Genomic DNA, 12,698 nt, shown 5'->3' on the forward strand with positions numbered 1-12,698 from the left:
CCATCACGCCTCCGGGATCTTCGGTGTGGGGATGCCGACGGTCTGCGGCTCGGCACCGACCGAGGTGGGCCAGGCGTCTGCCAGGGAGTCGGGCGTCCAGCCGCCGTCGGCGTAGGCGGTCCTGATCTCCTGCGGATGCGACCACAGTGCCACCTTGTCACCGCCGATGCCGATGCACTGGCCGGTGATGCCGCGGGCGGCCGCGGAGGCCAGGAAGGGGACGAGGGCCGCGCAGTCCTCGGGGGTGCCGAAGCCCTCCCCCTTGCGCAGGAACGCGGGCAGCGGTTCCCCGTGTCGCATGGCCTCGACGTACGGGGCGAAGGCGGGGATGGTCTCGGTCATCGCGGTCGCGGCGACCGGCACGATCGCGTTGACGGTGATATCGGCGCGGGCCAGTTCCATGGACCAGGTGCGGGCCATCGCGGCGATCCCCGCCTTGGCGGCGGCGTAGTTGGTCTGGCCGAAGTTGCCGCGCTGCCCGGCCGGGGAGCCGACGAGGACGAGCGTGCCGCCTTCGCCCTGCTCGCGCATGCGGACGGCGGCGGCGCGGGCGCAGGTGAAGGTCCCCCTGAGGTGGGTGGTGAGCACCGCGTCGAAGTCGTCGTCGGTCATCTTCCACAGCACCTTGTCGCGCAGGATGCCCGCGTTGGTGACCAGGATGTCGAGCCGGCCGAACTCGTCGACGGCACGGTTCACCAGTCGGTCGGCGGCCTCGGCCGTGCCGACCGGGACCACCTCGGCGACGGCGGTGCCGCCGGCCTCGGTGAGGGACTTGACGGCCTGTTCGGCCACGGCTTCGTCGATGTCGTTGACGACCACGGACGCGCCGTGGGCCGCGAGGGCGTGCGCATAGGCGAGGCCGAGGCCCCGGCCGCTTCCGGTGACGACGGCGGCCTTGCCGGTCAGATCGATGGTGGGCACGAGCGGTCCCTTCGCATGGGGTGTGGTCGGGGAGATCGAAGCTAAGAGCAATAATTGTTGTCGTCAATAGTTGTTGCCCACCTTCCGAGTGCGTCATGCTGGACTCCGCACGCCAGAAGCCACCCCCGGGAAGCCGAGACCGGCGCCCAGGGGACCGAGACCAGGGAGCCCGCCATAGCCGGCCAGCACACCGACAACCCGACCCCCATCGACGCCGACGAGCCGTGGATGCGGGGGCTGCACGCAGACACGGGTTACCTGCTGTACCGCCTGGGCCTGCGCTCCGGTCAGTTGTTCAACACGTTCCTGCAGGAGTCCGGGCTACGACTGCGGCACTACGCCGTGCTGCGCTTCCTCGCCACCTGCGAGGGCGCTCTGCAGCGCGAGCTCAGCGCCCGGCTCGGCTACGACCCGAGCGCGATCGTCGGCCTCGTGGACGACCTCGAGAAGCTGGGCTTCGCCGAGCGCCGCCCCGCCCCGGAGGACCGCCGCAGTCGCATCGTCGTCCTCACCGAGGGCGGTCGGGCATTCCTCCGCGACACGGACCAGGCGGGCCGACGCGTGACCGACGAACTGCTCACCCCGCTCGACCCCGCCGAACGGGAGACGCTGCACACCCTTCTGCTGCGTGTCGCCGGCAACGAGCTCACCTGACGCTTCGGTCGCCGCGTGCATGCGAGCGGAGGCGGCCTCGTAAGGTAGCCGCGTGACCGGTCCTGTCCCCCGCCCCCAGTCCCTCCTGCTCAGCTTCCTCGGTGACGAGGTGCTGGGCCGCGGGGTGTGCGTGTACACGGGGAGCGTCATCGAGGTGTTCCGGCGCGCCGGCGTCGGGGAGCAGGCCACCCGGTCCACCCTCACCCGTATGGTCGGCCGCGGTCTGCTGAGCCGCCGGCGCGAGGGCCGGCGGACCTATGTCGGTCTCACCGGCCGCTCTGAGGCGATCCTGCGCGACGGCGAGCGGCGCATCTGGAAGACGGGCGCGGTCAACCGGGACTGGGACGGCACCTGGACAATGCTCGGCTTCTCGCTCCCGGAATCATGGCAGCGCCAACGGCACGATCTGCGTTCCCAGTTGACCTGGGCGGGCTTCGGTGCGCTGTTCAGCGGGCTGTGGATCGCGCCCGGCGAGGTCGATGTCTCCGGGATCGTCGCCGAGTTGGGCCTGGAAGCACATGTGAAGGTCTTCCGGGCACATGCGGACGCCGGCATGGACATCGCCGAGATGATCGACGACACCTGGGACCTGGGCGAACTGGCCGCGCATTACCGGGACTTCGAGGCGTCCTGGCGGCCGTACGCGTCGGGTGACGCGAACCTGGCCGCCGAGGACGCCCTCGCGTTGCGCCTCCGGCTGACCGCCGAGTGGCTCCAAGTCATCCGCGGTGACCCCCGGTTGCCCGTACGGCACCTGCCGGCGGACTGGCCGGCGGCCACGGCGGAGACGACGTTCCGCGTGGTCCACTCCCTGCTGGAAGCGCCCGCCCGGGACGCGGCGCGCCGGCTGATCGAGACGATTCCGACGGCGTAGCCCCGTACACACCCGCCACACCTCCGCACGTCTTCGCCCGAGCGATGTTGTGCATTGTCTTGACCGCCGCAAGAATTCGGCCCTACATTCCTCCACACCTTCGTTCAGTGCACTGAGCATCTGCCGATCTCCCAGGGCCTCCGCTCCGCAGCCGCCCACAAGGAGCCACCTCCATGCCTGCCAGCACCCGCCCCCGAACTCCCCGTACCCGTCTGCGCATCGCCCTGGCCGCCCTGGCCACGCTGGCGTCCGCGGCCCTCACCACCGTCCCGGCGCCGGCCGCCCAGGCGGACACGCCGGCCACCGGCCACCTCACCGGCGCCCTCTCCGACGGCGCGACCTGGATCGCGGACGTCCCCGCCCACTGGAACGGCACCCTGCTGCTGTTCAGCCACGGCTTCGGCCCCACCGTCGCCAAGGACGCCCCCTCCGACGCCGTACGCACCGCGTTGCTCGCCGAGGGCTATGCGATGGCCGGGTCGTCGTACGACCCCCATGGCTCGATGTGGGCTCTGGACAGCGCGGAACGCGACCAGTTCGCCACGCTCGGCGCCGTCACCGCCAAGATGGGCACCCCGCGGCGCACCCTGACCGTCGGCCAGTCCATGGGCGGGCTCGTCAACGCGCAGATCGCCCGCGACGGCTCCGGCCGCGTCGACGGCGCGCTCGGCCTGTGCGGCCTGGTCGCGGGCGGCACCGACCTGGACAACTACCAGCTCGACGCCGAGTACACCCTCGCCCGGCTGCTCCTGCCCGGGCAGGACGTCGACCTGGTCCGCTTCGGCTCCGCCGACGCCGCGGCCGCCACCGCCAAGAAGCTCACCGACGCCGTCACCGCCGCCCAGACCAGCCCAGCGGGCCGCGCCCGCATCGCGCTCGCCGCGGCCTTCCTCAACCTGCCCGCCTGGGCGCCCGGACAGGGCCGGCCGGCACCGACGGACTGGGCGGGCCAGGAGGAGCAGCAGTACGCGTGGTTCGCGCAGGGCATCCTGTCGTTCGTCGAGGGCGGCCGGTACGCCGTCGAGCAGTCCGCCGGCGGCAACAACTCCTGGAACGCGGGCGTGGACTACGCCCGACTCCTCGCCGGATCCGTCCACGCGCCGCAGGTCCGCGCCCTGTACCGGGCGGCCGGCCTCCACCTTCGCGCCGATCTGGCGTCCCTGACCCGGGGCGCCGCGATCACCGCCGACCCCGCCGCGGTCCGTACCGCGCAGCGCACCTCCTCCGCCGGTCAGGGCCTCGGCGTACCGCTGCTGGACGTGCACACGATCGCCGACAACCTGGTCCCGGTCGAACAGGAGCGGCGGTTCGGCGACCGGGTGCGTGCGGCCGGGGACGGAGCGCTCCTGCGGCAGGGCTACGTCGAGCGGCAGGGCCACTGCGCGTTCACCACCGCCGAGACGGTGGCCGCCCTGCACGCGCTCGAACACCGCGTCTCGTCCGGCCACTGGGACGACGCGGCGACCCCGGCGGCACTCCAGCGGTCCGCCACCGCACTCGGTCTGGACGGGGCGGCGTACGTCCCCTACCGCCCGGCACGCCTGACCGTCGGCCGGGACCGCCCGGCGCACCCCACCCACCACTGAGATCGGGACCCGCTCATGTCCGACGCATCCGCCACTCCGCGCACATCCCTCCCCCTCGGCACGCTCATCGCCGGCTGCCTCGCCGTCTGCCTCGCCCAGATCGGCCTCGCGATACCGGCCACCCTCAACGGCCTGTTCCAGGAACACCTCCACCCCGTCGGCTCCCAACTCACCTGGATCTCCGACGCGTTCCTGCTGCCGGTCGCCGTGCTCGAACTCTCCTTCGGCGTGCTCGGCGACCTCTTCGGCCGCAAGCAGCTCCTCGTCGGCGGCGCCGCCGTGCTGTGCGCGGGCGAGGTCGTCGCCGCGAGCGCCTCCGGCATCCATCTGCTGTGGGTGGGGCAGGCCCTGGCCGGGCTCGGCGCCGCCGCGCTCTTCCCCACCTCGCTCGCCATGATCGCGGCCGGCACGCACACCGGCCCGCAGCGCGCCCGCGCCATCGCCGTATGGGCCTCCAGCCTGTCCGCGGGCGGTTTCCTCGCCCCGCTGCTCGGCGGTGTCACCGGCACCTACGGCTCCTGGCGCTCGGCGTTCGTGGTGGTCGCCGTGGTGGCCGCGGTCAGCGCCCTGGTGAGCCTGTGGCTCGCCACCAACTCCCGCGCGCCGGAGGGCCGTTCACTCGACGTCGGCGGCCAGATCACCATCGGTGTCGGTCTGTTCGCCCTGCTGTACGCCGTCATCCAGGGGCCGACGGACGGCTGGGGATCGGCTCCGGTGGTCGTGGCGTTCGTGATCGCCGCGGTGTTCGTGGGCCTGTTCGTGGCCGCCGAGAGCCGGGCCCGCTCCCCGCTGCTGCGCCTGGACCTGTTCCGCAACCGTTCCTTCGCGATCGCGTCGGTCGTCGCGGTCGTGGGCATGTTCAGCTTCCTGGGCACGGCGTATGCGGCGAGCATCCGGCTCGGCCCCATCCAGCATCAGAGCCCGATGCGCACCGCCTTCGCGTTCCTGCTGCTGAACGGCATCACCCCGGTCCTCACCCCGCTGACCTCCCGGCTGCTGCACCGGTTGCCCGCGCGGGCGCTGCTCACCGCCGGGCTGGCGCTGATCGCCGCGGGCGACTTCCTGGCCGCCGGGCTCGACGTCGGCGACCGGAACCTGGCCTCGCTGATCCTGCCGCTCGGGCTGGTCGGCATCGGCTTCGCCTTCACGGTGTCGTCCATCACCGCGACCGCCGTCAATACGGTGCCGCTGCCGCTGGCCGGCATGGCGAGCGCGGCGACCAATCTGCTGCGGGACTTCGGCTTCACCCTCGGCCCCGCGGTCATCGGCGCGGTCGCGCTGAGCCAGGCGGCTTCCCGGGTGACCTCCGCACTGGCAGGCTCGTCGTCCCTGAACACCGAGTCGAAGGCCGCGGCGCACGAAGTGCTGCGGGAGGGCGGCCCCCTCGCCCTCAACTCCGTTCCCGTCACCTCCCCGCCGGGCGCGGCCCGCGCATACGCTCTGGACTCCCTCGGCCACGGCTACGCGATCGGATTCGTGGTGTGCGGCTCGGCCGCGCTGTTCTCGGCGCTCCTGGTGGTGACGGCACTGCGCGGCCGTACAGGGCAGGAGAGCGCGTCGTCGGCGGAGAACGGTGCGGAGCGGACCGCCCTGGCCACGGGATGACACCCGCTGGGCGCGCCCCGGGGCTCCTCGGCGCCCCGGGGCGCGGCGCGCCGTCGGTCCGGGTGTCAGCCACGGCGGGACGGTCGACGCATACCGGCGTCCAGCGGCCGGAAGGCGACGGGGCCTGCTGGCACCGGCCGATGACGGTACGTCAGCATGGGGAGCGTGTCCGAGAGGCCGAGCACACCCCACCGGATCGCCGACGACCACGTCGCGCAGGTCGCCGCTCTCGACCCCATGACCTCGGTCCGCCTCGGTGTGCGGTCCGGGGACGGTCGGCAGCCGGATCTGTCTCCGGAGGGCTTCGAGGCGCTCGCCGAACTTGCCCCGGCGCACGCTGGCCGTGCTTGACGCCACCGAGTGGGACGCCGAGAAGTACGGCGTGGTGTTCGAGGACGCCGAGCGCAACTGCGCCCGCCTGCTGCGGGAGAGGCTGCGCGGAACTCGCCCTGCACGAGGCCGGTGACCGGTTCCGCGAGCTGAGCAACGTCAACTCGCCCCTGCACAGGGTGCGGAGCATCTTCACCCTGATGGCCATCCTGACCGAGGGCATCTCTCGCAGGCTGCTGTGCGCGCCCCATCTGGCGCAGGCCGTCATCAGGCAACTCGCCGCCGGGACCGGCTAGGACATTCGCCACGTTCGTGGCCGCGGGGCCCGATCGGCTCAGGTACGAACTGGACGCGGCCGCCGAGCGGGCGACGACCGCGGTGGCCGGCCTCCGCGACTGGCTGCGGCACACCTGCCTGGCCGCCGCGGACGGCACCCCCGATGCGGTCGGCCGCCGGCGCTACCTGCTCTCGCGAGCTGTACGCCGACCAGCGCCGTGCCGAGGACGGCCTGGCTCACCTCGACGCCCGCAAGGCCCGACACGGTGGCGAGGAGATCGAGTTCTTCCGACTGTGCACCATGCTCCTTGCCGCCTGCGGCCGCACAGAGCAGGCGATCAAGGAAGCACGGGCTCGCCTCGACGCGGACAACTGGTACGGGGGCACAGAATCTCGCGGCGCTCCTGGGCGGCGCCGGCCGCCCGGAGGAGGCCGTCGCGCTCCTGGACCCGGCCGTCCCGGCCAACCGGAGTGTGCTTGCCGCACACCTCGTGGAACTCGGCCGCATCAAGGACGCCGTGGCCCTGCTCCAGCAGTCCGAGCGGGCGGTCCGGCCCCTCCCCTGGAACGGCGACGATCTCCCCTTCTGAGCGGCATCCCGACACCGGCCTCTTCGGACTGTTTCGCCGACCGTGCAAGGCCGGTGAGGGGCCGCTCAGGGAACCGGGTCAGAAGCGGGGCGCCTGCGGTGTGTGCTGCGGCGCTTGGGCGATCCGCGGGTTCACTCCGGGGCTGTGACGGCGGGACGGCTTGCAGGTGACGTCGTGTGCCGGAAGCCTTCCGCTGTTCAGGTAGGCGTTGACGGCACGGTTGGCGCAGGCGCGCGGGTCGTCGGAGTAGACGCCGTGGCCCTCGCCGCCCTTGACGTACACCATGCGTGAGCCCTTCAGGGCGTGGTGCATGCCGAGTCCGCTGACCAGGGGCGTCTGGGAGTCCCACTGGTTCTGGACGGTGAGCACGGCGACGTTGCCGGCCACCGTGGTGACGGGCTCGGCCGGCTTGTCCCAGAACGCGCAGGGTGTGATGTTGGAGCCGAAGTCGCCGTAGAGAGGGTACTCGGCCTTGTCCCGGACCGCGTCACGCCGGTACTGCTCGGGGTCGCGTGGCCAGGCCGCGGTGTCGCCGCAGACCACGGCCCAGAAGACGGCGGAGCCGTTGTCGTCCGGCGGCTGTGCGGAGGGAGACCCGGGTCGGCGTGGTCCCTGCTGTTCGTCCGGTGCGAGGGAACGGCCGGAGGGCGCATGGCCGTCGGCAGCCTTCTTGAGGTTGACGACCGCCTCGGCCGCCACCTTGGGGCTGAAGAACTCGGCCCGCAGGGCGGCACGGATGTCGTCCCCGGTCAGCTTCTCGGCGCCGTCGTAGATGGGGGTGCGGTCGGCTCGGGCGATCAGGTCCCAGAACGTCTTCCTCACCTCGGCCGGGGTGGTGCCGAGCCGATAGGTGCGGTCGTGTTTCGCTGTCCACCTCGTCCAGCGGGCGAAGGCGGGCTCGGAGCCCTCCGCCCAGACCTGGATCATGCCGCGCCAGACCCGCGCGGGGTCGACCGCGCTGTCCAGCACGATGCGATCGGCACGCTGGGGGAACATCTGCGCGAACACGGCCCCGAGGTAGGTGCCGTAGGAGTAGCCCAGATAGGAGATCTTCCGCTCGCCCAGAACGGCGCGGATGACGTCCATGTCGCGGGCGGTGTTGCGGGTGGTGTAGTACCTGAGATCGTCGCCGTTCCTGGCACGGCACTTGTCGGCGACGGTCCGGGCCCACTTGACGTCACGGCTGAACGTCTCTGGCTTGTACGGGTGTTCAAAGGCCTGCTCCGTGGCCGTGAGACCGCAGCTGAGCGGGCTGCTCCGGCCCACGCCGCGCGGGTCGAACCCGATGAGGTCGTACCGCTCGCGCACCTCCTTGGGCATCGTGTCCTTCATCATGACCGGCATGTCCAGGCCCTCGCCGCCCGGTCCGCCGGGGTTGAAGAGGATCGCGCCGTGCCGCTTGCCGGGGGCACCGGTCTTGATGCGGGAGATGGCCAGCTTGATCGTCCGGGCGTCGGGCCGGCTGTAGTCGAGCGGGACGTCGATCGTCGCGCACTGGAACACGGCGGGCTGCGACGCGTCGCATCTGTGCCACGCGGGCGTCTGGTCCGTGAATCTCTTCAGCGGTTCCGCCGCGGATGCCTGCGCCGGGGCGAGGGCGGGGACCAGCGTTGCCGTGACCCCCATGGCGAGCAAGGGCGCCATGCGTCCTATCCGCACGATGGCCGTTCCTTTCGATCAACTTCCAGGACGGAACGACCATTTCGTGTCGGTGCAGGTGCGCGAATCCCTCTACAGGCGGGTCTTGTTACGACTCCCGGCGGACACAGAAAGAGACGTACGGAGGAGAACCCAAAGCGGCTGATGACCGTCCGCGCCGAGCGCGGGCACGGCTACGCCATGGCACGCATGCGCTGTGCGGACGTCCGGCGTGCGCGCATCCAGCAGAGCAGCACCACCGAGCACAGGGCGGCGCAGGCGCACCAGGTGGAGACGAACTCCAGCCGCCACAGCGCCCAGCACACCGTCGCGCCCGCGGCGACCAGCACGCCCAGCACGAGCAGCCGCCGGTCACCGGACAGCAGCAGAGACCCCACCGTGGCCAGCAAGTAGCCCATGACGAGCAGGGGTACGGGCGAAACGTGCAGGGCGTACCCGACGGTGCGGCCGCGGATCTCGGCCGTCACCGGTTCGGTGGCAAGGCTGTGGGCGAGCGACGCGGCGGTCACCACTCCTGCGGTGAGTGGGAGGACCAGCCGAAGCCGGGCGTGGGGCGGGGCCACACACATCACTCCCGCCGGGACCCACACCGCCAGCAACGGCAGCGCCATGACGGCCCATGCGACGGTAGCGGGTCCGCCGCCCCCGCCCGAGTGCCACACCACCGACTCGACGATCTGGTGGGCGCCCAGCAGCAACGGCACTGCAGCCAGCGGGAGTTCCCGGCCGCTGCGCACGAGCGTCACGCAAGCCACGCCCACCGCCGCGACAGCACTGCCTGCCACGAGATCCGCCGTCGCACTCCAGCACATCACGCCACCAAAGGGTTCGCCGCCGAGCGGTCACCACAGGCCTCCGCTGCCGCCGACCACGCTACGTCCTTATGCTGCGGGGCCCGATGATGATTAGCTTGCCCCGGCCTTCGCGCCACCACCCGCCCCGCCAGTCAGGAGGACTCCGCACCATGAGCAGCGGCTACGCGTACGAGTACAAGGTCGTCACCTTCCGGGAGTCGCTGATCGGCGACGCGCTGGACAGCGACAAGCTGGAGAAGGTCCTGAACAAGCACGCCGAGGACGGCTGGGGCCTGAAGGCCATCACCTCCGCCGACGTCAAGGGCCGGATAGGGCCCGGAGCCGTGGAAGGACTGCTGCTCACCTTCGAGCGCCCGCGACAGTAACGCGCGCGGAGCCGCTCGGCGGCATGATCCTCCGCGGCCCGCACGCATGCCCGGCCGGTCGGCTCGAAGACACACCCTGGTCCGTGTGAGACTGTGGTGTCAGCACCCCCCTCTGCGGATGCGGCCGACACGATGGATCTCAAGGATCTGGCCGACGAGCACGGGGGCGATCCGTTCGGCATCACCTCTGCCGCCGTCGCCCTCGTGGACGCCCACGGCCTGATCCGCTACTGGAGCCGCAGGGCCGAAGACCTCCTCGGGTATCCGGCGCCCAGCGTGCTGGGCCGGCCCGCGACCTCCCTCCTCACCAGCGACCGCTCCCCGGCCTCGCTGCTCGCCGCGGCGCAGCAGGCCGGGGAGGGCTGGGAGGGGCTGATCACCGCGCATCACCGGGCGGGCCACCCGGTCGAGCTGGCCCTGCGAGTGTGTCCGCTGCACGCGGAGCAGGGCTCCGGCTGGCTCGCCGCGGCCTGTGCGGTGTCCGACTCGCGCCGATGGGAACTCGATCAGGCCGTGGTGCGCGGCCTCCTGGAGGAGTCACCCATCGGCATCGCCGTCCTCGACAGCGAGCTGCGCTGCCAGTGGCTGAACCAGGCGCTGGCCGCCATGGAGGGCCTGCCGGCCGACCTCGCGGCCCCGCGCACGGCTGCGTCCGCCGGACTGGATCAGGTGCCCTCCGCCGTGGACTGGCAGGCGCGCCAGGCGCTGGTCTCGGGCCGGGTCACGCCGGCGGTGGAGCATGTGGCGCCACGGCACGGCATGTCCCGCCGGAACTCGCAGGGCCGGCTCAGGCTCCGCTCGTCGTTCCCGCTGAAGGACGTCGACGGCAAGACGCTGGGGGTGTGTCACACCGCCGTCGACTTCACCGCCGAGGACCGGGCACGCGTGCGGCTCGCCCTGGTCAACGAGGCTGCCCAGCGCATAGGCACCACCCTGGACCTCGACCGCACGGTGCAGGAACTGGCCGAGGTCCTCGTGCCGCAGCTCGCCGACTTCGTGGCGATCGACCTCTTCCAGGGAGTCCTCGCGGCCAGGGACCTCAATCCCGGGCCGATCACCGGCGGCACGCTCCAGCGGGCGGTGCACCTGTCGATCCACGAGGAGGTGCCGGAGGCGATCGTCCCGATCGGGGAGTCCACCGGGTACCCGCCGAAGTCCCCGCAACGACGTTGTCTGGCCACGAGCCGGCCGATCCTCGATCCGGTGCTGGCCCCGACGACATGGTGGCTGGCCGAAGACCCGCAGCGCCTGGCCAAGATCGTCAGCCTCGGTGTGCACACCCATCTGGTGGTGCCGCTCCGGGCGCGGGGCACGACCATGGGGGTGGTCACCCTGCTGCGCTGGGAGAACCCCAGCCCGTTCGACGAGGACGACCTGCTGCTCGTGGAGGAACTGGTGGCACGGGCCGCAGTGTGCGTGGACAACGCCCGGCGGTTCGTCCGCGAGCACAACGCGGCCCTCGCCCTCCAGACCAGTCTGCTGCCCCCGGACCTGCCCGATCACTGCGCCGTCGAGGTCGCCTACCGCTATCTGCCGGCCGACGCCGAGGCCGGCGTGGGCGGCGACTGGTTCGACGTCATCCCGCTCTCCGGCGCCCGGATCGCCCTGGTCGTGGGGGACGTGGTGGGCCACGGGATCCACGCCGCGGCCAGCATGGGCCGGTTGCGTGCGGCGGTACAGACACTGGCCGACATGGATCTGCCCCCCGAGGAGCTTCTCGCCCATGTCGACGATCTCGTCCTGCGCCTGGCCGATGAGGCGGAAGCGGCCGAGCACGGGCCGATGGTGATCGGCGCGACCTGCGTCTACGCGGTCTACGACCCGATCTCGCGGAAACTCAACGTGGCGCGCGCCGGACACCCCACCCCTGCCATCGCCCACCTCAGCGAGCCGGTCGAACTGCCCGACATCCCGGCCGGCCCCCCGCTGGGACTGGGCGGTCTGCCCTTCGAGTCGGCAGAGATCGAACTGGAGGAGGGCAGCGTCGTCGCCCTGTACACCGATGGGCTGATCGAGGCCTCTGACCGCGATGTCGACGTCGGCTTCGAGCGACTTTGCTTCGCCCTCGCCCACCCCGACCGGCCGCTGGAGGAGATCTGCGACACGATGGTCCGCATTCTTCTGCCGGACCGTCCGCAGGACGACGTCGCCTTCCTCATCGCCCGCACGCGCGCCCTCCCCTCCGACCGGGTGGCCTCCTGGGAGGTGCCCGCCCATCCCCGGGCGGTGCACGAGGCGCGCGACAACACCGACCGCTGCCTGGCGGAGTGGGGTCTGGAGGACCTCGCCTTCAGCACCGAGCTGATCGTGAGCGAGCTGATCACCAACGCCATCACGCATGCCTACGGGCCGATCAACCTGCGTCTGATCCACGAACGGAACCTCATCATCGAGGTGTCGGACGCCAGCAACACCTCCCCCCGTCTGCGCCGCGCCCGCACCACCGACGAGGGAGGGCGAGGCCTGTTCCTCGTCGCGCAGGTCGCCCAGCGCTGGGGCACGCGGTACACCGCCACGGGCAAGACCATCTGGGCGGAGCAGCAGCTGCCGTAGGACGTGCCCTGCTGAGGGTGGTTCGGGCAGCCCGTTCGAGTCGCGCACGCACCCCGGGAACCATCCCGCGTGTCGGGTCGGCGCCCTGGCACTACCGCGACCGCTTCGCCTGTACGTAGGACAGCCACGGCCGCAGGTCGCCCCGCCCGATCAGTTCGAAGCCCGCGTCCGTGCCGAGGGTGTCCAGCAGATCACCCGGTTGTGCGCCATGGCACGGCCGGTTCCGCCGTGCACCAGGTGCCGGCCGATACGGCTCTTCGGCGGACGGAACTCCGCGACCAGCAGCCGCCCGCCGGGCCTGGCCGCAGCACGCGGTACATCTCGCGGGCGGACGACTGGAGCGCGCCATTAGCGCGCTCCAGTTCACCCGCACCATGAAACGCCCCCGAGGTCGTGTCAATAGGTTTGTCAGGACGTTCCAACAAAGACGAGTGGCCCCCTCACGGCACTGACGGCACACCGGCCCACCG

At 71.8% G+C, this 12,698-nt stretch carries 12 protein-coding genes; 9 read left to right on the forward strand and 3 right to left on the reverse strand.

Annotation, left to right across the window (positions count from 1 at the left end; genetic code table 11):
• Positions 1 to 3: 3 nt before the first annotated feature.
• Positions 4 to 921, reverse strand: a complete 918-nt coding sequence (locus tag ACWCQS_RS12425) for an SDR family NAD(P)-dependent oxidoreductase (protein WP_451004389.1) — start codon at positions 919 to 921, stop codon at positions 4 to 6.
• Between the two features lie 228 nt (positions 922 to 1,149).
• Here ACWCQS_RS12425 and ACWCQS_RS12430 point away from each other — a divergent pair, with 228 nt between their 5' ends.
• The 7 genes from ACWCQS_RS12430 (at position 1,150) to ACWCQS_RS12460 (ending at position 6,836) form a co-directional block, all read left to right on the forward strand.
• On the forward strand, positions 1,150 to 1,575 hold the full coding sequence (locus ACWCQS_RS12430; protein WP_451004390.1) for a MarR family winged helix-turn-helix transcriptional regulator: 426 nt from the start codon (positions 1,150 to 1,152) through the stop codon (positions 1,573 to 1,575).
• Positions 1,576 to 1,627: 52 nt separating this feature from the next.
• Positions 1,628 to 2,449: a PaaX family transcriptional regulator gene (locus ACWCQS_RS12435; RefSeq protein ID WP_451004391.1), complete on the forward strand. Its 822-nt coding sequence runs from the start codon at positions 1,628 to 1,630 to the stop codon at positions 2,447 to 2,449.
• A 173-nt stretch (positions 2,450 to 2,622) separates the two neighbouring features.
• The gene (locus tag ACWCQS_RS12440; protein ID WP_451004392.1) at positions 2,623 to 4,035 is read left to right on the forward strand and encodes an alpha/beta hydrolase; all 1,413 of its coding nucleotides are present in this window, start codon (positions 2,623 to 2,625) and stop codon (positions 4,033 to 4,035) included.
• A 15-nt stretch (positions 4,036 to 4,050) separates the two neighbouring features.
• The gene (locus tag ACWCQS_RS12445; RefSeq protein ID WP_451004393.1) at positions 4,051 to 5,640 is read left to right on the forward strand and encodes an MFS transporter; all 1,590 of its coding nucleotides are present in this window, start codon (positions 4,051 to 4,053) and stop codon (positions 5,638 to 5,640) included.
• A gap of 165 nt (positions 5,641 to 5,805) precedes the next feature.
• Positions 5,806 to 5,991, forward strand: coding sequence for a hypothetical protein (locus ACWCQS_RS12450; RefSeq protein ID WP_451004394.1), 186 nt, complete (start codon positions 5,806 to 5,808; stop codon positions 5,989 to 5,991).
• Entirely contained in the window at positions 5,984 to 6,106 is a 123-nt protein-coding gene (locus ACWCQS_RS12455; RefSeq protein ID WP_451004395.1) for a hypothetical protein, read from the forward strand. The genes ACWCQS_RS12450 and ACWCQS_RS12455 overlap by 8 nt, the downstream gene beginning before the upstream one ends.
• Before the next feature lie 448 nt (positions 6,107 to 6,554).
• A complete protein-coding gene (locus ACWCQS_RS12460) occupies positions 6,555 to 6,836 on the forward strand; it encodes a hypothetical protein (RefSeq protein ID WP_451004396.1) in 282 nt (93 codons plus the stop codon).
• Between the two features lie 78 nt (positions 6,837 to 6,914).
• Here the strand turns inward: ACWCQS_RS12460 and ACWCQS_RS12465 are convergent, their stop codons facing one another.
• A complete protein-coding gene (locus tag ACWCQS_RS12465; RefSeq protein WP_451004397.1) occupies positions 6,915 to 8,495 on the reverse strand; it encodes an alpha/beta hydrolase in 1,581 nt (526 codons plus the stop codon).
• 173 nt (positions 8,496 to 8,668) lie between these two features.
• A complete protein-coding gene (locus ACWCQS_RS12470; RefSeq protein ID WP_451004398.1) occupies positions 8,669 to 9,307 on the reverse strand; it encodes a DUF6629 family protein in 639 nt (212 codons plus the stop codon).
• 152 nt (positions 9,308 to 9,459) lie between these two features.
• Between ACWCQS_RS12470 and ACWCQS_RS12475 the strand changes: the two genes are divergently transcribed.
• Both ACWCQS_RS12475 and ACWCQS_RS12480 read left to right on the forward strand, forming a co-directional pair.
• Positions 9,460 to 9,675: a DUF4177 domain-containing protein gene (locus ACWCQS_RS12475; protein WP_055703870.1), complete on the forward strand. Its 216-nt coding sequence runs from the start codon at positions 9,460 to 9,462 to the stop codon at positions 9,673 to 9,675.
• A 132-nt stretch (positions 9,676 to 9,807) separates the two neighbouring features.
• Positions 9,808 to 12,228, forward strand: a complete 2,421-nt coding sequence (locus ACWCQS_RS12480) for a SpoIIE family protein phosphatase (protein WP_451004399.1) — start codon at positions 9,808 to 9,810, stop codon at positions 12,226 to 12,228.
• Positions 12,229 to 12,698: the final 470 nt, after the last annotated feature.

The sequence above is a fragment of the Streptomyces sp. NPDC002076 genome, assembly GCF_053593835.1.